The organism is Stenotrophomonas sp. SI-NJAU-1, from assembly GCF_020883215.1.
Classification (GTDB): Bacteria; Pseudomonadota; Gammaproteobacteria; order Xanthomonadales; family Xanthomonadaceae; genus Stenotrophomonas; species Stenotrophomonas indicatrix.
On record NZ_CP086598.1, the window covers coordinates 1,730,197 to 1,756,582 of the forward strand.

The following is a 26,386-nucleotide window of genomic DNA, read 5'->3' on the forward strand; positions in this document are numbered from 1 at the left end:
CTACCAGGTGTCAGGCCTGCAGTAGATCCACGCCATGCGTGGATGAATGGCCGCGATTCACGCGCGCCAACAGGCGTGCAGGTGCCTACACCTGCAGCAGCTTGCGCGCGGCGGCGCGGGCTTCCTTGCTCACTTCCACGCCACCCAGCATGCGCGCCAGCTCTTCCTCGCGGGCCTTTGCGTCGAGCTTCTCCACTGCGCTCTGGGTCATGCCTTCCACCGGTGCCTTGCTGACCCGGTAATGGGCGTGGCCCTTGGAGGCAACCTGCGGCAGATGGGTCACGCACAGCACCTGGCGCTTTTCGCCGAGGGCACGCAGCTTCTGGCCGACGATATCGGCCACCGCGCCACCGATGCCGGAGTCGACTTCGTCGAACACCATGGTCGGCACTGCATCCAGGTCGAGCGCGGCCACTTCGATGGCCAGTGAAATACGTGACAGCTCGCCACCGGAAGCGACCTTGCGCAGCGCACGCGGTGGCTGGCCGGCATTGGCTGCTACCAGGAACTCGACGCGCTCGGCGCCCTGCGGGTCCGGCTTGCCGTTGTCCTGCGGCTCCAGCTCGATCAGGAACTGGCCGCCGCCCATGCCCAGCTCGGCAATGATGCCGGTGGTGGTGGCCGACAGCTCGGCAGCAGCGGTGCGGCGGCTGGTGGTCAGTGCTGCAGCCTCGACACGCCAGGCCGCTGCGGCCTTTTCAATTTCGCCGGCCAGACGCTGCAGGCGCTCGTCGGCGCCGCGCAGCTGTTCCACTTCGGCGTGCATGCGCTCACGCTGCGCACCCAGCTCATCCATCGGCACGCGGTGCTTGCGGGCCAGGTCGTGCAGGCGGCCGAGGCGGCGCTCGTTTTCCTCGAACTGGTCCGGATCGGCGTCCAGGTCGTCATGCACCCGGTCGAGCAGGGCCAAAGCCTCGTGCAGCTGGATGGAGGCGCTGTCGATCAATGCATCGACATCGCCCAGCCGCGGGTCATGTTCGGCCACCCTGGCCAGTTCATGCCGCACCTGCTGCAGCAGGTCCAGCGCCGAGTGGCCTTCGTCGCCGTTGAGCTGGTCCGAAGCTGCCTGGCAGGCGGCCAACAGGGCGCTGGCATGCGCCTGACGGCGATGGCTGGCGCCGAGCGCGGTGATCGACTCCGGCTCCAGATCCTCGCGGTCCAGTTCGCGCAGCTGATGTTCGAGGAAGCCGATGCGGTCACTCACGTCGCCCTGTTGCGAAAGTGCCAGGGATTCATCGACCAGCGCCTGCCAGGTGGCGGCAGCGCGGCGCACCTGGCGGCGTTCGCTTTCGTTGCGGGCATAGGCGTCCAGCAGGGCCAGCTGCGACGGACGCGTCAGCAGGGCCTGCTGCTCATGCTGGCCATGGATCTCCACCAGCAGGCCGGCGAGGTCGGCCAGCTGCGCCAGGGTGACCGGGCGGCCGTTGATCCACGAGCGCGAGCCGCCGTCGGCGCGGATCACGCGGCGCAGCTGGCATTGGTCTTCATCGTCCAGCTCATTGCTGGCCAGCCACTGGCGGGCGGCCTGCAGCTGGTCCAGCGCGAATTCGGCCGACAGTTCGGCCCGGGCCGCGCCATGGCGGACCACGCCGCTGTCGGCGCGCAGGCCGGACAGGAAGCCCAGGGCGTCGACCATCAGCGATTTGCCCGCGCCGGTCTCGCCTGAAACCACGGTCATGCCCGGCCCGAACTCCAGTTCGGTGGCGCGGACGACGGCGAAATCCTTGATTGAAAGATGTCTGAGCATGGGTAAGGGGGTGTCTGCAGCCGCGCAACGCTAGCACGCGCGGCGGGGTCGTCCAATGACTTGCCAAGGGGATGCGCCGCCATTATCTAATGTCCCTGTCTCACAGGTTGATTCCATGCACGGTTCTCCCGACCAACTTGCCCCGCGCGCGCGGCACCTGCTGCGCACGCTGATCGCGCGCTACATCCAGGATGGCGAGCCCGTGGGTTCGCAGACGCTGGCGCGCGTGGCCGGCCTGGAGGTCAGTCCGGCCACCATCCGCAACATCCTCGGTGACCTGGAAGACCTGGGCCTGCTGGCCTCGCCGCATACGTCGGCGGGCCGGATTCCAACCGCGCATGGCTACCGGGTGTTCGTCGACAGCCTGTTGCAGATGCAGCCACCGGGCGAAGGCGAGCTGGCCCGGCTGCGTCAGGAGCTGGCCGGGGGCGGCAGTACCCAGGCGCTGCTCGGCAGTGCGTCGGAGCTGCTGTCGGCGATGAGCCACTTCGTGGGCGTGGTCAGCGCGCCGCGCCGCGAGCAGTTCGCCTTCCGCCAGATCGACTTCGTGGCGCTGGACGGGCGCCGGGTGCTGGCGATCCTGGTGTTTGCCGACAATGAAGTGCAGAACCGGGTGATCGAGACCCGCCAGGACTTCGCACCGGGGCAGCTGGAGCAGGTGGCCAACTACCTCAATGCCCACTTTGCCGGGCTGCCCCTGGCCGAGATCCGTACCCGCCTGCTGCTGGAGCTGCGCGACGCCCGTTCCGAGCTGGAACAGGTGCTGGCGCACAGCGTCGAGCTGGCCGAGCAGGCCCTGCAGCCGCCGGCCGACGACATGCTGGTGGCCGGCCAGACGCGTCTGATGGGGGTGCAGGACCTGTCCGACCTGGAGCGCCTGCGCGAGCTGTTCGAGCTGTTTTCCAGCAAGCGCGAGATCCTGCAGCTGCTGGAGCGGACCATCCAGGCCCCCGGCGTGCGCATCTTCATCGGCGAGGAAACCGGCGTGGTACCCCTGCAGGGCGTCTCGCTGGTCACCGCGCCGTACACCGCCAACGGCCAGGTACTGGGCGTGCTGGGCGTGATCGGGCCGAAGCGGATGGCCTACGACCGCATGATTCCGCTGGTCCAGGCCACCGCCGATGTGCTCGGCGCGGCCTTTTCGCCGGGCGGGCGAACTCCGGGTGCATCGGACGCTTGAAACGCAGCATCCCGCCCACACTAGGGTGGGTGGAGGCGGAGAGTGACCGCCAGGGACCCAGACATGAATCAAGATCAGCCAGACATCGCCGCCCAGCAGGCCGCCGCCGACGCAGCTGCCGCCGAGGGCGTCAACGAACAGATCGAACAGCTCCGTGCCGAAGTGGAGCAGGTCAAGGCCGAAGCGCTGCGTGAGCGCGCCGACCTCGACAACCAGCGCAAGCGCGTGGCCCGCGACATCGAACAGGCGCGCAAGTTCGCCAACGAGAAGCTGCTGGGCGAACTGCTGCCGGTATTCGACAGCCTTGATGCCGGCCTCAAGGCCGCCGGCGACGATGCCCATCCGCTTCGCGAGGGGCTGGAGCTGACCTACAAGCAGCTGCTGAAGGTCGCTGGTGACAACGGCCTGGTGCTGCTGGACCCGACCGGGCAGCCGTTCAACCCGGAACACCACCAGGCGATCAGCCAGGTCGCTGCCCCCGGCGCCGCCCCGGGCAGCGTGGTGACCGTGTTCCAGAAGGGCTACCTGCTCAACGAGCGCCTGCTGCGGCCGGCGCTGGTGGTGGTTGCCGCCGATTGACCGCCGGCGCCGGGCCTGGCCTGGCGCGGGTTTTCCCGCCGCGACCGGGGCATCGGCACGACCGACGCTGAACGTGTTGGGCGAACGGAAACACAGCGTTCGGGGGATGGCTTGAATGTTCCACGAGCCTCCCCCACATCCCATTCATCCACCGGCCGAACGGCCGGACTGACAAAAACAACATCCTTCAAGGAGTCTCCCCCATGGGCAAGATCATTGGTATCGACCTCGGCACCACCAACTCGTGCGTGGCGATCATGGACGGCGGCAAGGCCCGCGTCATCGAAAATTCGGAAGGCGATCGCACCACCCCGTCGATCGTCGCCTACACCAAGGACGGCGAAGTCCTGGTCGGTGCCTCGGCCAAGCGCCAGGCCGTGACCAACCCGAAGAACACCTTCTACGCGGTGAAGCGCCTGATCGGCCGCAAGTTCACCGACGCCGAAGTGCAGAAGGACATCGCGCACGTCCCGTACAGCATCCTGGCCCATGACAATGGCGATGCCTGGGTGGCCACCAGCGATGCCAAGAAGATGGCACCGCAGGAAATCTCGGCCAAGGTGCTGGAGAAGATGAAGAAGACCGCCGAGGACTTCCTCGGTGAGAAGGTCACCGAAGCGGTCATCACCGTGCCGGCCTACTTCAACGACAGCCAGCGCCAGGCAACCAAGGACGCTGGCCGCATCGCCGGCCTGGACGTCAAGCGCATCATCAACGAGCCGACCGCGGCCGCGCTGGCCTATGGCCTGGACAAGGGCGACAACAAGGATCGCAAGATCGTTGTCTACGACCTGGGCGGCGGCACCTTCGACGTCTCGGTGATCGAGATCGCCAATGTCGACGGCGAGAAGCAGTTCGAAGTGCTGGCCACCAACGGCGACACCTTCCTGGGTGGCGAAGACTTCGACAACCGCGTCATCGAGTACCTGGTTGAAGAGTTCAACAAGGACCAGGGCATCGACCTGCGCAAGGACCCGCTGGCCCTGCAGCGCCTGAAGGATGCTGCCGAGCGCGCCAAGATCGAACTGTCCAGCGCCCAGCAGACCGAAGTGAACCTGCCGTACGTCACCGCTGACGCGTCGGGTCCGAAGCACCTGAACATCAAGCTGACCCGCGCCAAGCTGGAATCGCTGGTGGAAGAGCTGATCAGGAAGTCGATCGAGCCGTGCCGCGTTGCGTTGAATGACGCCGGCCTGCGTTCGAGCGACATCAGCGAAGTGATCCTGGTCGGCGGCCAGACCCGCATGCCGAAGGTGCAGCAGGCTGTCACCGAGTTCTTCGGCAAGGAACCGCGCAAGGACGTCAACCCGGACGAAGCGGTGGCACTGGGTGCTGCGATCCAGGGCGGCGTGCTGGGTGGCGACGTCAAGGACGTGCTGCTGCTGGACGTGACCCCGCTGTCGCTGGGCATCGAAACCATGGGCGGTGTGTTCACCAAGATCATCGAAAAGAACACCACCATCCCGACCAAGGCCTCGCAGGTGTTCTCCACCGCCGAGGACAACCAGTCGGCCGTGACCGTGCACGTGCTGCAGGGTGAGCGCGAACAGGCCCGCTTCAACAAGTCGCTGGCCAAGTTCGACCTGTCCGGCATCGAGCCGGCCCCGCGCGGCCTGCCGCAGGTGGAAGTGTCCTTCGACATCGACGCCAACGGCATCCTGCACGTGTCGGCCAAGGACAAGAAGACCAACAAGGAACAGAAGGTCGAGATCAAGGCCGGTTCGGGTCTGTCCGAGGAAGAGATCGCACGCATGGTCGCCGACGCGGAAGCCAACCGCGAAGAAGACAAGAAGTTCCAGGAGCTGGTGCAGGCCCGCAACCAGGCCGATGCCCTGATCCACGGCACCCGCAGCGCGATCACCGAGCACGGCAGCAAGGTTGGTGGCGACGTGATCGGCAAGGTGGAAGCGGCCCTGGCCGATCTGGAAACCGCGATGAAGGGTGACGACAAGGCGCAGATCGAAGCCAAGTCGAAGGTGCTGGAAGAAGCTGGCCAGTCGCTGTTCGCTGCGGCTTCGGCCGACCAGGGCGGTGCCGCCCCGGGTGCCGACGCCGGCAATGCGGGCAAGGCGCAGGATGACGTGGTGGACGCCGAGTTCACCGAAGTCAAGGACGACAAGAAGTCCTGATCCGGACCGACACGGGACGCTGGTTGCCAGCGTCCCGTCGTCGTACCAGGGTCCTGACCGCCCTCTGGCGTGTCGGGGCGCCCGACGCAAGAGCGGACCTGGTTCCGCTCTTCCGCTTTGACGAATCCCGACTTTCCGGAATGCGATCCACGATATGAGCAAGCGCGATTACTACGAAGTGCTGGGCGTTGCCCGCACCGCCACCGACGAAGAACTGAAGAAGTCCTACCGCCGTTGCGCGATGAAGTTCCACCCGGACCGCAACCCGGGTGATGCGGCGGCCGAAGCCTCCTTCAAAGAGTGCAAGGAAGCCTACGAAGTCCTGTCCGACGGCAACAAGCGCCGCATGTACGACAGCCATGGCCATGCCGCGTTCGAACACGGCATGGGCGGTGGTGGCGGTGGTCCGGGCGGCCCGGACATGAACGATATTTTCGGCGACATCTTCGGCAACATCTTTGGTGGTGCCGGCGGTGGTGGCCCGCGCCAGGCGCGTCGCGGCGCCGACATCGGTTACGTGATGGAGCTGGACCTGGAAGAAGCGGTGCGTGGCGTCGAGCGCCGCATCGAGATTCCGACCCTGGCCGAATGCGGCGACTGCGATGGCAGCGGCTCGGAAGACGGCAAGGTCGAGACCTGCAACGTCTGCCATGGTCGTGGCCAGGTGCGCATCCAGCGCGGCATCTTCGCCATGCAGCAGGCCTGCCACAACTGTGGTGGCCGTGGCCAGATCATCGCCAAGCCCTGCAAGACCTGCCACGGCAACGGCCGTGTCGAAGAAGACAAGGTGCTGTCGGTGAAGGTGCCGGCGGGCGTGGATACCGGCGACCGCATCCGCCTGGCGGGTGAGGGCGAGGCCGGCCCTGCGGGGACGCCACCGGGCGATCTGTACGTGGAAGTGCGCGTGCGCGAGCACCACATCTTCCAGCGCGACGGTGACGACCTGCACTGCGAAGTGCCGATCCGCATTTCGCAGGCCGCACTGGGCGATACCGTGCGCGTGGCCACCCTCGGTGGTGAAGCGGAAATCCGTATCCCGGCCGAGACCCAGACCGGCAAGCTGTTCCGCCTGCGCGGCAAGGGCGTGCGTTCGGTGCGCAGCCGCAGCGAGGGTGACCTGTACTGCCGCGTTGTGGTGGAGACACCGGTCAACCTCACCAGCGACCAGCGCAAACTGCTTGAGCAGTTCGAAGCCACCTTCAACGGCGAGGATGCGCGCAAGCATTCGCCGAAGTCGGCGACCTTCATCGACGGCGTCAAGGGCTTCTGGGACCGGATGACGTCCTGATCCCTTGAGGGAAATGTTGAACGACAGCGCCGGGCCATGCCCGGCGTTTTCGTTTCCGGCGCAGCAGATCCGTGCCATGCGTGGACGCAGTGCGACGGATCAACGGAAAAACGCCGCAGGCGTCTGCCCCAGCTGCCGTTTGAACATGCTGGTGAAGGCACTGGGGCTGTCATAACCCATCGCCAGCGCAACATCGATCACCTTCTCGCCGCGGGCCAGCCGTTCCATCGCGGCCAGCAGGCGCGCCTGCTGCCGCCACTGGCCGAAGGTCATGCCCAGTTCGCTGGCGAAGTGGCGCTGGATGGTTTTCACGTCGATCGCCAACGCCTGCGCCCAGTCCTGCAGGGTCGCCTCGTCGCCGGGATGTTTCTGGATGTGCTGGCAGATCCTGTGCAGGCGCGGGTCGACGGGCTCGGGCAGGTGCAACGGCAGTACGTCCATGCGGTGCAGTTCGTCGAGCATCAGCCGCACCACGCGGCCATCGCGGCTGTCTTCTTCATGCGGCCCGTCGATCAGGATGGCTGCCTGCAGCAGTTCGCGCAGCAGGGGGGCAACCTGCACGGCGAAGGGCTCGGCGGGCAGCTGCGGGGCGAATGACGGTTCGATGTACAGGCTGCGCATGTGCACCTCGGCGATGCAGTCCACCGCATGCGCCATGCCCGCCGGCATCCAGATGGCGCGGGTGGAGGGCACCACCCAGCGGCCGACCTCCGAGCGCACCACCATCAGCCCGGACATGGAATAGACCAGCTGGTGCCGCCGGTGCTTGTGCGCCGCGATGTGGGTGCCGGCGCGGTAGTCGCGTGCGCGGCAGGTGACCGGGCGATGCACCGGCACCTCGTTCCACGGCGCGGTTTCGCGGATGGGACAGGGGGTGTCCTTTTTGCGATAGGCCATGACCAGAACGCGGCAGAAGGGAGCGGGTGGCCACCGTAGCATGCACGGCTCGCCCCCATCCTGACCGTGCGCAATGTCGACTCTGGCTTCTCCCGCCGTATCCGCCCGCCCCGTATCGCCAGGAGTGCTGGCGGCAATCTCCAGCTCGCACATGGTCAACGACATGATGCGGTCGCTGATCCTGGCCATCTATCCGGTGATCAAGGGCGGCTTCAATCTCAGCTTCACCCAGATCGGCCTGATCACGCTGACCTACCAGCTCACCGCCTCGATCTTCCAGCCGCTGGTCGGCCTTGCCACCGACCGCCGGCCGGCCCCGTACTCGCTGCCGATTGGCATGGCCTCGACCTTGTGCGGCATGCTGCTGCTCGGCTTTGCGCCCAACTACGCGATGGTGCTGCTGGCCGCCGCGCTGGTCGGTATCGGTTCGGCCATCTTCCATCCGGAAGCCTCGCGCATCGCACGCCTCGCCTCCGGCGGCCGTCATGGCTTGGCGCAGTCGGTATTCCAGGTGGGAGGCAACTTCGGCACGGCGCTGGGGCCGCTGATCGCCGCAGCGGTGATCGTGCCCCATGGCCAGCATGCCGCATCATGGTTTGCCGGTGCAGCGTTGATCGGCATCGCGCTGCTGACCTATGTCGGTCGCTGGTATTCGCTGCATCTGGGCGCGCCCCGGCCACCAGCCCACGGTGCGACTGCCGCGCGCCATCCGCCGCGCACGATCGCCCGGGTGCTGGCCATCCTGCTGGTGCTGATCTTCAGCAAGTACTTCTACATGGCCAGCATCGGCAGCTACTTCACCTTCTACCTGATGCATCATTTCGGCATTCCGGTGGCGCAGGCGCAGCTGCATCTGTTCGCCTTCCTGGTGGCGTCCGCCGCGGGTGGATTCTTTGGCGGGCCGCTGGGCGATCGTATCGGTCGCAAGCCGATCATCTGGGCCTCGATCCTGGGCGTGGCACCGTTCGCGCTGATGCTGCCGCATGCCGACCTGCTGTGGACGACGGTGCTGGCGGTGCTGATCGGTTTCGTGCTGTCTTCGGCCTTCTCGGCGATCGTGGTCTATGCGCAGGAAATGATGCCGCACCGCATCGGCATGGTGTCCGGACTGTTCTTTGGCTTTGCCTTCGGCATGGGCGGCCTCGGCGCAGCAGTGCTCGGTCTGCTGGCTGACAGGACCAGCATCGAATTCGTCTACCAGCTGACCGCGTTCCTGCCGTTGCTGGGCATCGTCGCGGCCTGGCTGCCGCCGTCCAGGCCTGCTGCGCACTGAGGGGTGTTCTTCGGCAGGGCTGCGCCCTGCACCAGCAGATGCCAGAGCAACGGCAACGGCAACGGCAAAAGCGTGCATTTCGTGGGATGGCGGGGTGGGTCCGGTTGCGGGGGACGCTGCAAGTACGTCCCTGTAAGCTCGGTCGCGCCATCCATGGCGCTCACGCCCCCGCAACCGGACCCACCCCGCCTTCGACAGATCTCCGCAATCTGTCGGGATGGCATGACTTGCTGTTGGTGAGTGTCGACCTTGGTCGACACGTCGTGGATGCTCTTCGATTCGAATTCGAAATATTCGATTCCGATGGAGATTCATCCACGCATGTCGTGGCTCCATCACCATCCGTCACCGGGAAACTGTCGAGGGCGGGGCGGTATGGGGCTGCAGGACCGTTGGCGCCATGGATGGCGCCATCGAGCCCCCATGGATGGGTTTACGGCGTGTCCTGCAGCCCCATGCCGCCCCGCCAAACCAGAGAAAAGCCAGAGCCGGCTGTTGCTGTTGCCTCGGCTTTGGCTGTGGCTGTTGCCTCTGCAGGTGCAGGGCGCAGCCCTGCCGAAAACCCCCTTGGGCGTAGAATGCGGGCATGAGCGAATCCCTCGACAACCACCTGGTCCACGGCCGCCGCCAGCGGCCCGACGGCCCTTCGCCGATCGATGTCATTTCGGTCCAATCACAACTGGTCTACGGCCATGCCGGCAACAGCGCCGCGCTGCCCCCGATGCGTGCGCTCGGCGTGCGCGTGGCCTCGATCCCGACCACGCTGCTGAGCAATGCGCCGTTCTACGAGACCACCCGTGGCCGTGTGCTGCCCAGCGACTGGTTTGCCGATCTGCTGCTCGGCACGCATGAACGGGGTCTTCCGCAGCGGGCGAAGATGCTGGTCTCCGGCTACTTCGGCAGCGCTGCCAACGGTGCGGCCTTTGCTGATTGGCTGGACGAGATCCTGCCGGCATGTCCGCAGCTGCGCTACTGCCTGGACCCGGTGATCGGCGATACCCACACTGGCCCCTACGTGGAGCCGGGACTGGAAGCAATCTTCGCTGAGCGCCTGCTGCCGCATGCATGGCTGGTTACCCCGAATGCCTTCGAACTCGGTCGCCTGACCGGCATGCCGGCGCTGGCCGAAGCCGATGCCATTGCTGCTTCGCGCGCGCTGCTGGCACGCGGGCCGCAGTGGGTGCTGGCACACAGCGTCGGCGGCAATCCGGGCGAGCTGGTGACGCTGGCTGTGGGGCGCGAGGAAACCTGGCGCTGGACCTCGCCGCTGCTGCCGGTGGATGTGGCAGGCACCGGCGATGTGCTGATGTCGCTGATGGTGTCCTTCCTGTTGCGTGGTGAGCCGATGCAGATGGCCATCTCGCGGGCCATCGCCGGCACCCATGCGGCGCTGGAGGCGACCTTGGCCCACGGCTTCGAAGAGTTCGACGTGATCGCGGCCGCACCGGCGGCACTGGCCGACGGCATGCGCTTCCGCGCCGAACGGCTGGCATGAGCGATCTGCACGAACGCACGCCGCGCACGGTCGGCATCGTCGGTAGTGCCGGCGCCTATGGACGCTGGCTGACCCGGTTCTTCGAACAGCACATGCAGGTGCGCGTGATCGGCCACGATCCGGCCGATCCGGGTTCGCATGCGCCGGAGCAGTTGCTGGAACAGGCCGACGTGTTGGTGTTCTCCGCACCGATCCGGCACACGTCCACGTTGATCGCCGAGTACGCGCGTCTGTCGGCGGGCCGCGAGCAGGAACGCTTGTGGCTGGATGTGACCTCGGTGAAGGAAGCGCCGGTGCAGGCGATGCTGGCCTCGTGCGCCGAAGTGGTGGGCCTGCATCCGATGACGGCGCCGCCCAAAGCGCCGACCCTGAAGGGCCGGGTGATGGTGGTCTGCGAGGCGCGACTGCAGCACTGGCGGCCCTGGGTGGACGCGCTGTGCCTGGCACTGCAGGCCGAATGCGTGCGCGCCACCCCGCAGCACCATGACCAGATGATGGCGCTGGTGCAGGCGATGGTGCATGCGACCCACCTGGCCCAGGCAGGTGTGCTGCGCGAGTACCAACCGCAGCTGGGCACGCTGGCGGCGATGCTGCCGTATCGATCGGCCTCGTTCGAACTGGATACCGCGATCATCTCGCGCATCCTGTCGTTGAATCCGGCGATCTACGAAGACATCCAGTTCGGCAATCCTTATGTGGCGCCGATGCTGCAACGCCTGATCGGCCAGCTGCAGACGCTGCAGGTGCAGGTCGGGCAGGGCGACGATGCTGCGCGGGGCGCGTTCCGCGATCACCTGCTGGAGGCCAACAGGAGTGCCTTCGGCGATCAGGCGCTGGCTGCGGGCAACTACACCTTCGAGCGCGTCGGGTATCTGCTGGCCGACCTGACCGAGCGCAACGCACTGTCGGTGCATCTGCCTGAAGACCGCGCCGGTTCGTTGCGTGAGCTGCTGAACGTGTTCGAGCAGCATGGCATCAGCCTCGCCTCGATCCACTCCTCGCGCACGCCCGCCGGCGAAGTGCATTTCCGCATCGGTTTCGTGGCCGGCAGTGAGCCAGGGGCTATCGCGGCAGCCGCGGCCGAAGTGGATGCCAGCGGGATCGGCCGGGTGCTGGCGTAAAGCCATTCATCCACAGGGCGTGTGGATGGCTTCTGCGCAAACATGTGGATAACCTGCGGCAGGCCTTGGCGTGCAAGGCTGTCAAGATGGTTGGTCAAAAAATGACCAACCTTTTTTCTGTACGGAACAACAGTAGAGCCGGGGCATGCCCGGCTCTGCGGTGGATCGCTAGATCGACAACCTGACCTCGCCGCCGCTGGTGGTGAACTCGCGGCCGTTGCGTACCAGCTGGCGGCCGTCATCAAGCTCATAACGCGGCGTCGCTTCGGAGCCATGCCCGCTGCCGCTGGCCTCGGGCTTGAACTCGATGATGATGTGGCTTTCGCCATTGCTGTCGACAGCAGGGAACTGACGGAACGACATGCCTGGCCTCCTTCACTGGTTCTTCGCTACGTCGCCAGAGTGATCCGGCCGGTGTTAGCCGGCCGTCATCAATCGATGAACTGCAGGCGTGCAAGCTCCGCATACAGGCCGCCTTCAGCCAGCAGCTGCGCATGCGTGCCTTCGGCCACGATACGGCCATGGTCCATCACCACGATGCGGTCGGCCTTCAGTACGGTCGCCAGCCGGTGGGCGATGACCAGCGTGGTGCGTCCCGCCATCAAGCGTTCCAGCGCCTGCTGCACGCCATGTTCGCTCTGTGCATCCAGCGCGCTGGTGGCTTCGTCGAGCAGCAGGATCGGTGCGTCCTTCAGCAAGGCACGGGCGATCGCCACGCGCTGCTGCTGGCCACCGGACAGGCGGGCACCGCGCTCGCCCAGTTCGCTGTCGTAGCCCTCTGGCAGCGCACGCAGGAAGGCGTCGGCCTCGGCGGCACGGGCTGCGTCCTCCACCTCGGCGTCACTGGCCTCCAGCCGACCATAGCGGATGTTGTCGCGTGCACTGGAGGCGAACAATGTCGGCTGCTGCGGCACCAGCGCCAGCTGCGCGCGAAGCTCGGCCGGATCGACCTCGCGCACATCGATGCCGTCCACGCAGATGCGGCCGCTTGCCGGATCGTGGAAGCGCAGCAGCATCGACAGCACCGTGCTCTTGCCGGCGCCTGACGGGCCGACCAGGGCGACGGTTTCACCCGGCCGCACGTGCAGGTTGAAATGATCCAGCGCGGCCTGGTCCGGTCGCTGCGGGTAGTTGAACACCACGTCGTCGAAATGGATCTCGCCACGCAGCGGCTGTGGCAGCGCACGCGGCTTGGCCGGCGCACGGATCTCGATGTCTTCCTGCAGCAGCTCGCCGATGCGGCCCATGCCGCCAGAGGCGCGCTGCAGTTCGTTCCACACTTCGGCCAGCGCACCGACCGAACCACCACCGATCAGTGCGTACAGCACGAACTGGCCCAACGTACCGGCGCTGAGCCGCCCGTCGATGACGTCGTGCGCGCCCAGCCACAGCACCCCGACAATCGCACCGAACACCAGCAGGATGGCGCTGGCGGTCACCAGCGACTGCGCGCCGATGCGCCGGCGCGCGGCACGGATCGCATCGCCCAGCGCATGGTCGAAACGGCCGCGTTCATAAGGCTCGCGCGCATGCGCCTGCACCGTACGCACGGCCCCCAGCGTTTCGCTGGCCAGGCTGTTGGCATCGGCGATGCGGTCCTGGCTGTTGCGGGCGACAACGCGCAGCTTGCGCGCGCCGATGATGATCGGCAGCACCGCCAGCGGGATGCCGAGCAGCGACCAGGCGGCCAGCCGCGGACTGGTGACGAACAACATCACCAGGCTGCCGACCACGGTGACGCTGCTGCGCAGCGCCACGGACATGGTCGAGCCGACCACGCTGCGCAGCAGTTCGCTGTCGGCGGTCAGGCGCGATACCAGCTCGCCGCTGCGGCTGCGGTCGTGGAAGCCGGCGCCAAGCTGGATCAGGTGCGCGTACAGCCGGCTGCGCAGATCCGCCACGACCTTCTCGCCGAGCAGCGAAACAAAGTAGAAGCGCGCCGCCGTCGCCAACGCCAGCACCACAGCGACCAGCATCAGCAATGCAAAGGCACGGTTGATCTGGCCACCGCTGCTGAAGCCGTGATCGATCATCTGCTTCACCGCCGGCGGCAGGCTCAGGGTTGCCGCCGAAGAAACGGCCAGGGCCAGCAGCCAGGCGCTGAACAATCCGCTGTGGCGGCGCACGAACGGCCACAGTGTGCGCAGGCTGCCGAGGCGGCGCAGCGGCGGGGAGGCCGGGCCGGTCGCCGGTGCGTCCTTGTCAGTCATCGAGGGGGTCATCTTGGATACGGATACGATCACGGGTGGCGTCGCGCAGGCGGATTTTCAATGCGTCGACCTGGTCTGCGGGCAATTCCACCCGCAATCTCACGCCATTGGCATCGAACTGTTCATCGCGCTTTTCGGCCGCGTGGGCCGGCAGCGCCGCATGCAGCGCGCCAAGGTCCTCGAATCCAGCGACCAGCTGCAGCCGCGCCATCGCCACCAGTGGCAGGCGCGGCGCGGTGCGCAGGCATTCGGCAGCGGCGCCGCCGTAAGCCCGGACCAGCCCACCGGCGCCCAGCTTGATGCCGCCGAACCAGCGGGTGACCACCACCATCACCCGGTCGAATCCCTGGCCATCGATGGCGGCCAGGATCGGGCGGCCCGCGGTGCCGGCGGGCTCGCCGTCATCGCTGGAGCGGTAGTCCTGGCCGTGCCGGTAGGCCCAACAGTTGTGGGTAGCATCGGCTACCGACACGTCCTGCAGAAATGCCATCGCCGCAGACGCGCTCTCGATCGGCGCGGCATGCGCGATGAAGCGGCTGTGCTTGACGTCCAGGGTGTGGTTGACCGGTTGGGCGAGGGTATCGGGCATTCCCTTCATTCTACGGGCTTGCCGCCGACGTGCTTCAGTCGTCCAGCAACGGCCGCACATCCTTTGGCAGGCGCGCCTCTGGATAGGTCTGCAGGTAACGCTCCAGGCTCGCCCGGGCCAGATCGCGTTGGCCGGCGTCGCGGCGCTCGCGGATCTTCTGCAGCCATTGCCGGCGTGGAAGCCCGGCATCGGCCTGCACTTCGGCCTGTACCGCGTCCGCGCTGAGGTTCGCGTCGCTTGCACGGCGCATGACGCCTGGCGCGGTTCTGGTGGCCGCGTCCTGCCTGGCCGCGGTGAGCGCGACGCGGTCTTCGGCCGTGGCCTGTGCGGAGGGCATGGATTCGGCCGCCGCCGCAGTGGCCTTGCGCGCCCTCATCGTCGCGGCAGGGGCCGCAGGCGCAGGTGCCGAATAGGCTTCGGCTGCGGGGGGCGCTGCCGCTGGCATCGGAGGCGGCGCAAACGCTGTGTCGGCTGCAGGCGCAGGTGGCGGTGCCGGCGCCATCATCGGAGCAGGTGCCTGCCGGGGTGCGGCAGGCGCGGGTTTCACCGCGTCCGCGATGGCCGGTGCCGGTGCTGCCTTGGCCGCCGCAGGTGCCGGTGCTGCGGCCGGTGCAGGTACCGGTGCGGCTTCGGTGGCCGCGACATCGGCGGCCGCGCTGTCGTGGGCCGTGCCTTCGTCGCTCGCATCGGCCGCCATTTCCTGTGCAGCCGGCGCGGTGGCAACTGCCTCGGCAGGGGCCGAGGGCGGCTCTGGACGCATCTGCCAGGCGATGCCAACGGCGAACACCGTCGATGCGGCCACGCCGAATACGGCCGGCCAGCGGCGGCGCGGGCGCAGCGTGCGCGGTGCCACCGGCGCCGGGGCCGCCTCGCGTGCGGGCGTCTCCACGGCCGCACGCGCAGCGGCGAGGATCGCCGCATCCAGTGCCGGCGGAGGACCCTGTTCTGTGCGGCGCCCAAGCAGGCGTGCCAGTTCGCGTTCTTCCGGCGTCAGTGCATCGTCTCGGTTCATGCGTTCAGTCCCGCACGCAGCTTGTCCATCGCATAGCGCAGCCGCGATTTCACGGTTTCCCGGCCAACGCCGGTGATCTGGCCGATCTCCTCCAGGCTCAGTTCCTGTTCCAGCCGCAGCTGCAGCACTTCGCGCTGTTCTGCGGGCAGTTCTTCCATCGCCAGCTGGATGCGGCGACGTTGCTCGAATTCGGACAGTTCCGCTTCCGGTGTCTGCCCATCTTCCAGCGCGGCCAGGCGCAGGTCGGCATCGGCCGGTGCAGGGGGGCGGTGGCGGGCGGCGCGCCAGTGGTCGTTCAGGCGGTTGTGGGCGATGCGGAACAGCCAGGTGCTGAAGGCTGCATCGGCCTGCCAGCCTGCACGCGCGCTGATCACCCGCTGCCAGACGTCCTGGAACATCTCCTCGGCCAGCGCGGTGTCGCGCAGCTGCCGCAGCAGGAAGCCGAACAGGCGCTTGCGATGACGGGCATACAGGCTTTCGAACGCGTGCACTTCACCGGCGGCCCAGGCCAGCATCAAGGCTTCATCGGTTGGCAGGGCGCTGGCATCCACGCCGTACAGGGTAAGCCCTGCAGGCGGTGGCGCATAGCCAGCGATGGGGTGGGACAGGGCGACAGTCACGGCAGGAACCGGGAGGGGATCGACAGGAAAAACGCCCGAGGGCACGTTTCGGGGTTGCCGGGCTTCCATTGCCCCCCGGGTGGCGCGTTATGCTCGGTAATTCAGGGGAGGCGGCGCTCAGGCGGCGCCAAGAGAACGTCATTTGTCCACCGAAGCCGACCGCGCGCTGGAAGCGTCAAACAACGAGCCTGTGCTGAGCGCAGCGCTGGTGCGCGCGCTGCATGCGCTGCTGCCGGAAGCGGCGATCGTGCGCGTCGGCTGGGACGATCCGCAGCTCGGCAGCGGGCAGGGCGGTTGGCCGGTCGGTGGCGGCGAGGAGGACATCTGGCAGCCGCTGACCGAACACGCTGAAGGCCGCCACGGCTGGGAATACGACGGCGCCCGGCTGCTGCTGTCGGTACGCGGCGCCACGCCTTCCCCGGCCTGGTGGGGACTGGCCCGGCAGGCCATGGAGCTGGCCCTGCAGCGGGGCCGCCAGGCGGGGCAGATCAAGGCGCTGGAAGAAGCTGAGCGGTTGCAGCAGGCCCTGTTCCAGATTGCCGACCTGGCCGGTGCCGACCTGGAAATGAGCGAGATGCTGCGCCACGTGCATGGCGTGCTGGGCACGCTGATGTATGCGCAGAACTGCTACATCGTCGAGTATGACGATGCCCGCCGGCAGATCCGCTTCCTGTACTTCGCCGACCAGGTCGATGACTTCGTCGCCGATCCGGCGCAGGGCTACGACATCGACCAGATGCCGCGCAGCCTGACAGTGGCGCTGCTGCGGCATGGCCGGCCGCTGAGCGGGCCGTCGCGCGAACTGCTGGCGCAGGTAGACCAGGAGCACGATCCGCAGCGCGGTCCGGAAAGCCTGGACTGGCTGGGCGTGCCGATGCTGCGCGATGGCCGGGTGTGTGGTGCGATCGTGGTGCAGAGCTACGAGCATGCCGACCGCTACGGTGAGGCCGAACGGGCCCTGCTGGGTTTTGTCGCCCAGCACGTGCAGACCGCCATGGACCGCCGCCAGGCGCAGGTGCGGCTGGAGCAGCAGGTGGAACGGCGCACGCAGGAGCTGCAGCGCGCCAATCTCAGCCTGCAGGATGAAGTGGCCGAGCGCCGCCGCGCCGAGCAGTTGCAGACCGCGCTGTACAACATCGCCGAAATGGCGATGTCCGCCGACAGCCTGGCGCAGTTCTACGGGCAGGTGCACGGCGTGGTCGGGCGCCTGCTGGATGCGCGCAATTTCTATATCGCGCTGGTCAATGCCGAGGGCGATGGGCTGGATTTCGTCTATTCGGTCGACGAGCACAACGCGAGTCGTGCACCACGCGCGTTCAGCCGCGGCCTGACCGAGTATGTGGTCCGCCATCGTCGGCCATTGCTGGCCTCGCGTGCGCAGATCGATGCGCTGCTGGAAACCGGCGAGGTGCGCGAATCCGGCGCACGTTCGCAGTGCTGGCTCGGCGTGCCGTTGCTGCGCGACGACGAAGTGGTCGGTGCGATCGTGGTGCAGAGTTACACCGAGCAGATCGCCTTCAGCGTGCATGACCAGCGCCTGCTGATCTTCGTTGCGCAGAACATCGGCACCGGTCTTGCGCGCCAGCGCGACCAGCAACGACTGCGCTCGGCGCATGCCGAGCTGGAAAAGCGGGTGGAGGAGCGCACCCGCGAGCTGGGCGAGGTGAACGAAAAGCTGCTGGGCCAGATCGCCGAGCGCCTGCGCGCCGAGCAGCGGCTGACCCACCAGGCGATGCACGACGCGCTGACTGGACTGCCCAATCGCCTGCACCTGCTGGACAGGCTGCAGGATGCGCTGGCGCTGGCCCGGCGCGAAGGTGGCCCGGTGTTCGCGGTGCTGTTCCTGGACCTTGACCGCTTCAAGCTGGTCAACGACAGCATCGGTCACGCCGCCGGCGATCGCCTGCTGGTGGAAGTGGCCAAGCGCATCGTGTCCATGGCCGGTGACAACGATGTGGTGGCGCGCCTGGGCGGTGATGAGTTCGCCGTGCTGCTGCACTGTCCGGAGGGCCTGGCGCAGGCGCTGGATTTCGGCCAGCGGCTGTTGCTGGCGCTGCAGGAATCGATGTGGATCGCCGGTCGCGAGCTGTTCCCCTCCGGCAGCCTGGGCATCGCCTTGTGGAACCCGCGCTATCGCACCGGCGAGGAACTGCTGCGCGACGCCGATGCGGCGATGTACCGGGCCAAGGCCCAGGGCCACGACCGCTGCTCGATCTTCGATGAGGAAATGCGCGAGCAGGCGCTGCGCAGCCTGGATCTGGAGGCCGACCTGCGGCGGGCGATCAACAACCGTGATTTCGTGCCGTTCTACCAGCCGATCGTGCGCCTCTCCGACGGCGAGGTGGTCGGCCACGAGGCCCTGCTGCGCTGGAAGCACGAGCGCCGTGGCCTGCTGCTGCCGGGCGCGTTCCTGGAACTGGGCGAGGAAAGTGGCCTGATCGAACAGGTCGACTGGCTGATCTATGAGCAGGTCATTGCCGGCCTTGCCGACGGCGGGCGTGGCTATGTGTCGGTCAACGTGTCGCCACGGCATTTCCGCTCCGCCGAGTTCAGCGGGCGCCTGTATGGCCTGCTGGAGGCGAGCAACGCGGACCCGCGGCGGCTGCGCCTGGAGATCACTGAGGTGGCGCTGCTCGACGACGGTCCACACACGCTGCGCATCCTGAAGGGCCTGCGTGAACGTGGCATCCAGGTGCAGCTGGATGATTTCGGAACGGGTTTCTCGGCGCTGTCCTACCTGCACCGTTTCCCGATCAGCACGTTGAAGATCGACCAGAGCTTCATTGCCGGCCTGCACGGCCCGGAGGCACAGAGCACGCGCGCGCTGGTCGAAGGCGTGCTGTCACTGGCACGCACGCTGGGCATCGAGACGATCGGCGAAGGCATCGAGACCGAGGCGCAGCGTGACACGCTGTTCGAGCTCGGCTGCGACTACGGCCAGGGCTACCTGTTGGGCCGGCCGGCACCGTGGACGCGCGCGGCAGCCTGAGCCACCGCGCACGTAGTTTTCAACGCAGCGCCGCGCGGCGCTTCTCGTCGATCCACTTCGAGGCCTGGGCCGGTTGGTAGTTCTTCATCCAGGCCAGCATCTCCTCGATGTCCGAGCCGTACCACAGGTCCTGGCGCTGCTCGGGGTGCAGGAAGCGCTCTTCCACCATGCGATCGATCATGCCGATCAGCGGCGCATAGAAGCCGTCCACATCGAGGAACGCGCAGGGCTTGTTGCCGATGCCGAGCTGGCGCCAGGTCAGCATCTCGAAGATCTCTTCCATGGTGCCGAAGCCGCCGGGCAGGGCGACGAAGCCATCGGACAGATCGAACATGCGCGACTTGCGCTCATGCATCGAACCGACGATCTCCAGTTCGGTCAGGCCGCGATGGGCCACTTCCCAGTCGGCCAGCTGGCGCGGAATCACGCCGGTGACCTCACCGCCGGCGGCGAGCACGGCATTGGCCACGGTACCCATCAGGCCGACATTGCCGCCGCCGTACACCAGGCGCATGCCGTCGCGGGCGATGCGATCGCCCAGCGCGATGGCGCGTTCGGTGTAGACCGGCTTGCTGCCAGCGTTGGAACCGCAGTACACACAGATCGACTTCATGGATCTTCCTGTCTTGGCCGGAAACGAAAACGCCCCGCGGTCAACCAGTGAAGCCGGTCGCAGGGCGGGGTGTCCGGGCAATTATGAGGCCTCGCTGTTGTTCTCTGTAGCGCCGGGCCATGCCCGGCGACATTTCGTTCAGATCACGGCCAGACCTTCAGCCGGGCAGCGCCCGGCTCTACGAGGGTCTGGGATTACGCGGCGGCAGCCTGTTCGCGGCGCGGCCCTTCACGCAGCGCACGGCCCACCATGCCTACCAGCAGGTCCAGCTCGCTGCTGTCCATGCCGAAGTGCGGGGTGAAGCGCAGCGAGTTCTCGCCACCATGGATCACGTTGATGCCGTGCTGGCGCAGCCATTCCTCGGTGGAATTGGCGCCATAGCACTTGAACTGCGGGGCCAGTTCGCAGGAGAACAGCAGGCCGGTGCCCTGCACCTTGGTGATCAGGCCGCCCAGTTCGTTCTTCAGCTGCTCCAGCTTGCGCACGGCCTCGGCACCGCGCTCGGCGATGTTGGCGCGGACCTGCGGGGTCAACTGGGCCAGGGTGGCGCAGGCCACGTCCAGCGCACGCGGGTTGCTGGTCATGGTGTTGCCGTAGATGCCCTTGCGGTACAGCTGCGCGGCGTGCTCGGTCACGGCCAGCACCGACAGCGGATACTGCGCGGCGTTCAGTGCCTTGGAGTAGGTTTCCATGTCCGGCGCATCCAGGCCTTCGAAGCCGGGATAGTCGACCACCGACAGCACGCCATGGGCGCGCAGGCCGGCCTGGATCGAGTCCAGCAGCAGCAGGCTGCCGTGGGCGCGGGTCAGTTCGCGGGCCAGCGCATAGAACGCCGGCGGCACGGAGCGGCCCGGATCACCTTCGCCCATCACCGGCTCCAGGAACACCGCTTCGATGAACCAGTTGTTGTGCGCGGCATCCTCGAACACCTTGCGCAGGCCGGCCTCGTCGTACGGGGCGACGGTGATCACCGACTCCTCGCCACGGTAGCTGGCCAGGTGCTGCATGTAGGTCTTGCGGCTGGAATCGGAATACAGCGCCGGTCGGTCGGTGCGGCCGTGGAAGCTGCCCTTGATGACTACGCGCTTGATTGCCGCACCGGCGTGGCGGGCACCCGGGTCGGTCTGCAGCTTGGCGTTGACGTCGGCGATGCGCGCGGCCAGGCCAACCGCTTCAGAGCCGGAATTCAGGCACATGAAGCGCGTGAACGGGCAGCCGCCACGACGGTGGCCGATCTCGGCCCGCAGCGCGGTGATGAAGCGCTGCTGGGACAGGCTGGGGGTCATGATGTTGGCCATCACCTGCGGCCGTGACATCGCCTCCATGACGGCGTCCGGGGTGTGGCCGAAGCCCAGCATGCCGTAGCCGCCGGCGTCGTACAGCACCGCGCCTTTCAGGGTGACCACCCACGGGCCGCGCGCGGCCAGCGCCACGTACGGGGTCACCGCATCATCGGCGTAGAAATTGACGAAGCCGTCCTGCATGGCATCGATCTGCGCCTGCTCATCCTGTGCCAGCAGCGGCCCCAGCTCAGCCTGCACGCGCGCGAATTCGGCAGCGGCGGCATCGACCGCGGCGAGCAGCTGCGGGTGGTTGGCGGCGAGGGCGGTCAGGGTTGCGTCATCCAGGCCGTTGGTGAGGCGGGTGCCGGGCTGGGCGCGGAGGGGGGCGAGGCGTTCGATGAAGCTCATTGCAGATCTCCTGAAACGTTGGGTCGCACGGGCCTTCAAAAGCAAAACGCGCGTCTTCACGCGCGCTTGGGGCGGGCTCGTGCAGCGGACTTCCTCGTCGATGCTAGCACTTGTTTTTTTGCGCGATAACCCCGCAAAAGACTGCTGCATAGCAGCATTTTGCGCGACGTTCGGTCTCGCTCGTGCCGGCTCGCAGACGCTGGACGTACAATGCGCGCCATTGTCGACCTGTTGCCGTCCACTGCCTTGAAGAAGTCCGATTTCCATTACGAACTGCCGGCCGAACTGATCGCCCAGGCCCCCTTGGCCGAACGCTCGGCGAGCCGCCTGCTGCTGGTGCCGCCGGCGCCGGCTGCCTTCACCGACCTGCAGGTGCGCGACCTGCCATCGCTGCTGCAACCGGGCGACCTGCTGGTGTTCAACGACACCCGGGTGATTCCGGCGCGCCTGTTCGGGCAGAAGGCCAGTGGTGGCCGCGTGGAGATCCTGATCGAGCGCCTGCTCGGCGGCCAGCAGGCCCGGGCCCAGGTCGGTGCCAGCAAGTCGCCGAAGGCCGGCAGCCGCATCGCCCTGGATGCCGGTGGCGAAGCCGAAGTGCTGGGCCGCGACGGCGAGTTCTACGTGCTGCAGTTCCATGTGCCGGAATCGCTGGAGCAGTGGCTGCTGCACGCCGGCCGGCTGCCGTTGCCGCCCTACATCCAGCGCGAGCCCGGCGTGGACGACCGCGAGCGCTACCAGACCGTGTTCGCCCGCGAAGTGGGCGCCGTGGCGGCACCGACCGCAGGCCTGCACTTCGATGAGGCGCTGCTGGCAGCACTGAAGGACAAGGGCGTGGATTTCGGCCACGTCACCCTGCACGTGGGCGCAGGCACGTTCCAGCCGGTGCGCGCCGACGACCTGAAGGACCACGTCATGCACCGCGAGTGGCTGAACGTCGGTGCCGAGCTGGTGCAGCAGGTGCGACGCACGCGTGCGGCCGGTGGCCGGGTGATCGGCGTCGGCACGACCGTGGTGCGCGCGCTGGAAAGTGCGATGCGTGAGGGGGAGTTGCTGCCGTTCGCGGGTGAAACGCAGATCTTCATCACCCCCGGCTACCGGATCCGCAGCGTCGACGCGATGGTGACCAATTTCCACCTGCCCGAAAGCACGCTGCTGATGATGATCTCGGCGTTTGCCGGCAAGGAGCGCGTGTTCGAGGCCTACCAGCACGCGATCGAGCAGCGCTACCGCTTCTTCAGCTACGGCGACGCGATGCTGCTGTTCCCGCAGGCGGGGTAGGGACGAAGTGGGTAGCGCCGGGCCATGCCCGGCGGGCAGCAGTTGCGGGTCATCCGCTGGGCATGGCCCGGCGCTGCCGGAGCAGGAAAGGCGGTTTTGGGAGACAATAGGCAACTATTTGCCCGAACGACCGCTCCATGTCCCGATTGCAGTTCCAGCTCCAGACCCGTGATGGCCGCGCCCGCCGTGGCCGCCTGACCTTCCCGCGTGGCACGGTGGAAACGCCGGCCTTCATGCCGGTGGGGACCTATGGCTCGGTCAAGGGCATCCTGCCGGACCAGGTGCGTGCGCTGGGCGCCGAGATCATCCTCGGCAACACCTTCCACCTGTACCTGCGGCCGGGCCTGGACATCATCGCCGACCACGGCGGCCTGCATGGCTTCTGCCGCTGGGATGGTCCGATCCTGACCGACTCCGGCGGCTTCCAGGTGTTCTCGCTGGCCCACCGCCGCAAGATCACCGAGCAGGGCGTGACCTTCGCCTCGCCGACCGACGGTGCCCGGGTGTTCCTGGGTCCGGAGGAGAGCATGAAGATCCAGAAGGTGCTCGATTCGGACGTGGTGATGATCTTCGACGAGTGCACGCCGTACCCGGCCACCGAGGACGTCGCCCGCCGATCGATGGAACTGAGCCTGCGCTGGGCCCAGCGCAGCCGCAACGCGCATGACGAACTGGGCAACGATGCGGCCCTGTTCGGCATTGTCCAGGGCGGGGTGCATACCGACCTGCGCAGCCGTTCGGCCGAGGCCCTGCAGGGGATCGGCTTCGACGGCTATGCCATTGGCGGCCTGGCCGTGGGCGAGCCGGAAGACGAGCGCAACGCCATGCTCGACCATCTGGACCCGGAGCTGCCGGTCGACCGTCCGCGCTACCTGATGGGCGTTGGCCGCCCTGAAGACCTGGTCGAGGGTGTCGCCCGTGGCGTGGACATGTTCGATTGCGTGATGCCGACCCGCAATGCGCGCAACGGCCACTATTTCACCTCGTTCGGCACCGTCCGCATCCGCAATTCGCAGTACGCGCGGGACATGGACCCGATCGAGCCGGGCTGTGGCTGCGTGGCCTGTGCCGGCGGCTATACGCGCTCGTACCTGCGCCATCTGGACCGCTGCAACGAGATGCTGGCGCCAATGCTTGGCACCCAGCACAACCTCTTCTATTACGAGAAGCTGATGGCCGACATCCGCGCAGCCATCGAGGCGGGAACCTTCCTGGCCTTCCGCGAGTCCTTCTACGCAGCACGCGGGGCGGTAGCGCCGCCCCTGTAAACCCGCAGCACCCCCTGCCAAACGGCCCAAGGACGAACGCCCGGGGCCGTGGCATACTTTAAGGCTGACCCAGATCCGCGGTCGACACCTCGTGCCCGTGAAACGGCCGAAGCGCCGCCCAACCAAAGGACCAACGATGAACCTGCTTGCCTTCCTGATTCCCGCCGCCCACGCCCAGGCCGCTGGCGGCCAACCGCAGGGCATGGGCCTGACCACGCTGCTGTTCCCGATCATCCTGATCGCCATCATGTACTTCCTGATGATCCGCCCGCAGATGAAGCGGCAGAAGGAGCACAAGGCCATGCTGGAGAAGATCAAGCGCGGCGACGAAGTGCTGACCAATGGCGGCATCGCCGGCAAGGTCACCGATATCGGCGACAACTTCGTCACCGTCGAAGTGGCCGAGAACGTGCGCATCCGCGTGCAGAAGGGCGCTGTCGGCAGCGTGCTGCCGACCGGCACCCTGGATTCGGCCAAGTAAGCCACTCCCTTTCTGAAGCACAACCGCGGCGCCGGGGATGGCGCCGCGCGGGACCCAAGCAATGCTCGAATTTCCACGCTGGAAGTACGTCGTCATCGTGATCGTACTGGCGCTCAGCACGCTGTACGCTCTGCCCAACATGTACCAGAAGGACCCGGCCATCCAGATCACCGCCAACCGTGGCGGGCAGATCGACGATGCGCTGCGCGACCGTGTGCTGGCCGACCTGAAGAAGGCCGGTGTCACCACGATCGGTGCAGAGAAGGAAGGGGACAGCCTGATCGTCCGCCTGTCGGACCTGAAGTCGCAGTCTGCCGCCAGCGATACGCTGCGTGACAGCGTGGGCGAGAACTACACGGTTGCCCTGAACCTGGCCTCGACCGTGCCGGACTGGCTGGCCAAGCTCGGCGGCCGCCCGATGGTGCTGGGCCTGGACCTGCAGGGCGGCGTGCACTTCGTGCTGCAGGTCGACCAGAAAGCCGCGCTGGACAAGCGCCTGGACGCCTACACCGAGGACGTGCGCAGCACCCTGCGTGATGCGCGCATCGCCTACCAGTCGGTCGAGCGTCGTGCCGACAACACCATCGTCGCCAACCTGAGCCCCTCGGCCGGCGAAGACGCCGGTACCCGTGCCCGCGCCGCGCTGGCCAAGGCGCAGCCGACCCTCGGCTATGACGTCAGTGGCAACCGCATCACGGTCTCCATTCCGGAAGCGGAAATCACGCAGATCGCCAACGGCGCCATCGAGCAGAACATCAACACCCTGCGCAACCGCGTGAACCAGCTCGGCGTGTCCGAGCCGATCATCCAGCGCCAGGGTGCTGATCGCGTGGTGGTGCAGCTGCCGGGCGTGCAGGACACGGCCGAAGCCAAGCGCATGATCGGTGCCACCGCCACCCTGGAATACCGGGCCGTGGTGGACGGTAATGCGCAGGACGCCATCGCGTCGGGCCGCATTCCGCCGGAAGCGAAGGTCTACCAGCGCCGTGACAACGGCGGCCCGGTGCTGCTGAACAAGCGCGTGATCGTCACCGGTGACCAGATGGTGGCCGCGCAGGCGGTGACCGACTCCACCAGCGGCACCCCGGCAGTCAGCGTGACGCTGAACAACGTCGGTGGCCAGCGCATGTTCGACTTCACCAGCGCGAACGTGAACAAGCCGATGGCGGTGGTCTACACCGAGCGCGTGCCGACCGTGACCGTCGTCGACGGTGAGGAAGTGCGTGGCTTCAAGGTCAACGAGGAAGTCATCTCGGTGGCCAACATCAACGGCGTGTTCGGCAAGAACTTCCAGACCACCGGTCTGCAGAAGAAGGAAGCCGAGGACCTGGCCAAGCTGCTGAAGTCGGGCTCGCTGGCTGCGCCGATGGACTTCGTCGAAGAGCGCGTGGTCGGCCCGAGCCTGGGCGCGGAGAACGTCAAGAACGGCATCACCGCGGTGGTCTACGCGTTCATGTTCACCCTGGTGTTCTTCACCATCTACTACCGCATGTTCGGCCTCATTACTTCGATCGCGATGTTGTTCAACCTGCTGATCGTGGTGGCGGTGATGTCGCTGTTCGGCGCGACCATGACCCTGCCGGGCTTTGCCGGCCTGGCCTTGTCGGTCGGTCTGTCGGTCGACGCCAACGTGCTGATCAACGAGCGTATCCGTGAAGAACTGCGTGCCGGCGTGCCGGGCAAGACCGCGATCGTGACCGGTTACGAGCGCGCGTCGGGCACCATCCTCGACGCCAACCTGACCGGCCTGATCGTCGGTGTGGCCTTGTTCGCATTCGGTACCGGTCCGCTGAAGGGCTTCGCGCTGACCATGATCATCGGTATTTTCGCTTCCATGTTCACCGCGATCACCGTATCGCGTGCACTGGCGACGCTGATCTACGGCCGTCGCAAGAAGCTCCAGAACGTGGCCATCTGACGGGACGA

21 protein-coding genes are annotated in these 26,386 nt (G+C 67.0%); 12 read left to right on the top strand and 9 right to left on the bottom strand.

The features are described from left to right. Nucleotides 1-85: 85 nt before the first annotated feature. Nucleotides 86-1,747 carry a DNA repair protein RecN gene (gene recN, locus LMF57_RS08100; RefSeq protein ID WP_032977644.1) on the bottom strand — a complete coding sequence of 554 codons (1,662 nt, stop codon included), beginning with the start codon at nucleotides 1,745-1,747 and terminating at the stop codon, nucleotides 86-88. Between the two features lie 115 nt (nucleotides 1,748-1,862). On the opposite strand from recN, the gene hrcA reads away from it, so the two are divergent. From hrcA to dnaJ, 4 genes are all read left to right on the top strand, one after another. Beyond that, nucleotides 1,863-2,927 carry a heat-inducible transcriptional repressor HrcA gene (gene hrcA, locus LMF57_RS08105; RefSeq protein WP_025878869.1) on the top strand — a complete coding sequence of 355 codons (1,065 nt, stop codon included), beginning with the start codon at nucleotides 1,863-1,865 and terminating at the stop codon, nucleotides 2,925-2,927. 63 nt (nucleotides 2,928-2,990) lie between these two features. Next, nucleotides 2,991-3,506 carry a nucleotide exchange factor GrpE gene (gene grpE / locus LMF57_RS08110; RefSeq protein WP_025878870.1) on the top strand — a complete coding sequence of 172 codons (516 nt, stop codon included), beginning with the start codon at nucleotides 2,991-2,993 and terminating at the stop codon, nucleotides 3,504-3,506. Nucleotides 3,507-3,709: 203 nt separating this feature from the next. Then, the gene (gene dnaK, locus LMF57_RS08115; protein ID WP_140225943.1) at nucleotides 3,710-5,635 is read left to right on the top strand and encodes a molecular chaperone DnaK; all 1,926 of its coding nucleotides are present in this window, start codon (nucleotides 3,710-3,712) and stop codon (nucleotides 5,633-5,635) included. Nucleotides 5,636-5,789: 154 nt separating this feature from the next. Then, the gene (dnaJ, locus tag LMF57_RS08120; RefSeq protein WP_025878872.1) at nucleotides 5,790-6,923 is read left to right on the top strand and encodes a molecular chaperone DnaJ; all 1,134 of its coding nucleotides are present in this window, start codon (nucleotides 5,790-5,792) and stop codon (nucleotides 6,921-6,923) included. A 99-nt stretch (nucleotides 6,924-7,022) separates the two neighbouring features. Here dnaJ and LMF57_RS08125 read toward each other — a convergent pair whose 3' ends face one another. Continuing rightward, nucleotides 7,023-7,820 carry a helix-turn-helix transcriptional regulator gene (locus tag LMF57_RS08125; RefSeq protein WP_105163876.1) on the bottom strand — a complete coding sequence of 266 codons (798 nt, stop codon included), beginning with the start codon at nucleotides 7,818-7,820 and terminating at the stop codon, nucleotides 7,023-7,025. Nucleotides 7,821-7,893: 73 nt separating this feature from the next. Here LMF57_RS08125 and LMF57_RS08130 point away from each other — a divergent pair, with 73 nt between their 5' ends. The 3 genes from LMF57_RS08130 (at nucleotide 7,894) to LMF57_RS08140 (ending at nucleotide 11,709) form a co-directional block, all read left to right on the top strand. After that, on the top strand, nucleotides 7,894-9,093 hold the full coding sequence (locus tag LMF57_RS08130; protein WP_229291182.1) for an MFS transporter: 1,200 nt from the start codon (nucleotides 7,894-7,896) through the stop codon (nucleotides 9,091-9,093). 586 nt (nucleotides 9,094-9,679) lie between these two features. Further along, nucleotides 9,680-10,588, top strand: coding sequence for a pyridoxal kinase (pdxY, locus tag LMF57_RS08135; protein ID WP_059063846.1), 909 nt, complete (start codon nucleotides 9,680-9,682; stop codon nucleotides 10,586-10,588). Then, nucleotides 10,585-11,709, top strand: a complete 1,125-nt coding sequence (locus tag LMF57_RS08140; protein ID WP_080149109.1) for a prephenate dehydrogenase — start codon at nucleotides 10,585-10,587, stop codon at nucleotides 11,707-11,709. Before pdxY ends, LMF57_RS08140 begins: the two co-directional genes overlap by 4 nt. Before the next feature lie 168 nt (nucleotides 11,710-11,877). Here LMF57_RS08140 and LMF57_RS08145 read toward each other — a convergent pair whose 3' ends face one another. From LMF57_RS08145 to LMF57_RS08165, 5 genes are all read right to left on the bottom strand, one after another. Continuing rightward, nucleotides 11,878-12,072 carry a hypothetical protein gene (locus tag LMF57_RS08145; RefSeq protein WP_025875144.1) on the bottom strand — a complete coding sequence of 65 codons (195 nt, stop codon included), beginning with the start codon at nucleotides 12,070-12,072 and terminating at the stop codon, nucleotides 11,878-11,880. A 68-nt stretch (nucleotides 12,073-12,140) separates the two neighbouring features. Continuing rightward, nucleotides 12,141-13,919 carry an ABC transporter transmembrane domain-containing protein gene (locus LMF57_RS08150; RefSeq protein ID WP_117310147.1) on the bottom strand — a complete coding sequence of 593 codons (1,779 nt, stop codon included), beginning with the start codon at nucleotides 13,917-13,919 and terminating at the stop codon, nucleotides 12,141-12,143. Next, nucleotides 13,912-14,508 (bottom strand): YigZ family protein, encoded by a 597-nt coding sequence (locus LMF57_RS08155; RefSeq protein ID WP_033830875.1) that lies wholly within the window; start codon nucleotides 14,506-14,508, stop codon nucleotides 13,912-13,914. The genes LMF57_RS08150 and LMF57_RS08155 overlap by 8 nt, the downstream gene beginning before the upstream one ends. Before the next feature lie 34 nt (nucleotides 14,509-14,542). Further along, nucleotides 14,543-15,520 (bottom strand): hypothetical protein, encoded by a 978-nt coding sequence (locus tag LMF57_RS08160; protein WP_208081413.1) that lies wholly within the window; start codon nucleotides 15,518-15,520, stop codon nucleotides 14,543-14,545. Continuing rightward, a complete protein-coding gene (locus LMF57_RS08165; protein WP_229291374.1) occupies nucleotides 15,517-16,035 on the bottom strand; it encodes an RNA polymerase sigma factor in 519 nt (172 codons plus the stop codon). The genes LMF57_RS08160 and LMF57_RS08165 overlap by 4 nt, the downstream gene beginning before the upstream one ends. A gap of 247 nt (nucleotides 16,036-16,282) precedes the next feature. On the opposite strand from LMF57_RS08165, the gene LMF57_RS08170 reads away from it, so the two are divergent. Then, nucleotides 16,283-19,129: an EAL domain-containing protein gene (locus tag LMF57_RS08170; protein WP_229291183.1), complete on the top strand. Its 2,847-nt coding sequence runs from the start codon at nucleotides 16,283-16,285 to the stop codon at nucleotides 19,127-19,129. A 19-nt stretch (nucleotides 19,130-19,148) separates the two neighbouring features. Here LMF57_RS08170 and LMF57_RS08175 read toward each other — a convergent pair whose 3' ends face one another. Both LMF57_RS08175 and LMF57_RS08180 read right to left on the bottom strand, forming a co-directional pair. Further along, the gene (locus tag LMF57_RS08175; RefSeq protein WP_025875132.1) at nucleotides 19,149-19,742 is read right to left on the bottom strand and encodes a TIGR00730 family Rossman fold protein; all 594 of its coding nucleotides are present in this window, start codon (nucleotides 19,740-19,742) and stop codon (nucleotides 19,149-19,151) included. Between the two features lie 194 nt (nucleotides 19,743-19,936). Beyond that, nucleotides 19,937-21,433: an aminotransferase class III-fold pyridoxal phosphate-dependent enzyme gene (locus tag LMF57_RS08180; RefSeq protein WP_229291184.1), complete on the bottom strand. Its 1,497-nt coding sequence runs from the start codon at nucleotides 21,431-21,433 to the stop codon at nucleotides 19,937-19,939. A 210-nt stretch (nucleotides 21,434-21,643) separates the two neighbouring features. Here LMF57_RS08180 and queA point away from each other — a divergent pair, with 210 nt between their 5' ends. From queA to secD, 4 genes are all read left to right on the top strand, one after another. After that, nucleotides 21,644-22,711 carry a tRNA preQ1(34) S-adenosylmethionine ribosyltransferase-isomerase QueA gene (gene queA, locus LMF57_RS08185; protein ID WP_093819902.1) on the top strand — a complete coding sequence of 356 codons (1,068 nt, stop codon included), beginning with the start codon at nucleotides 21,644-21,646 and terminating at the stop codon, nucleotides 22,709-22,711. 137 nt (nucleotides 22,712-22,848) lie between these two features. Continuing rightward, a complete protein-coding gene (gene tgt, locus LMF57_RS08190; RefSeq protein WP_229291185.1) occupies nucleotides 22,849-23,979 on the top strand; it encodes a tRNA guanosine(34) transglycosylase Tgt in 1,131 nt (376 codons plus the stop codon). A 136-nt stretch (nucleotides 23,980-24,115) separates the two neighbouring features. Next, nucleotides 24,116-24,460, top strand: a complete 345-nt coding sequence (yajC, locus tag LMF57_RS08195) for a preprotein translocase subunit YajC (protein ID WP_025875124.1) — start codon at nucleotides 24,116-24,118, stop codon at nucleotides 24,458-24,460. Between the two features lie 61 nt (nucleotides 24,461-24,521). Then, nucleotides 24,522-26,378, top strand: coding sequence for a protein translocase subunit SecD (secD, locus tag LMF57_RS08200; RefSeq protein ID WP_229291186.1), 1,857 nt, complete (start codon nucleotides 24,522-24,524; stop codon nucleotides 26,376-26,378). Nucleotides 26,379-26,386 lie beyond the last annotated feature (8 nt).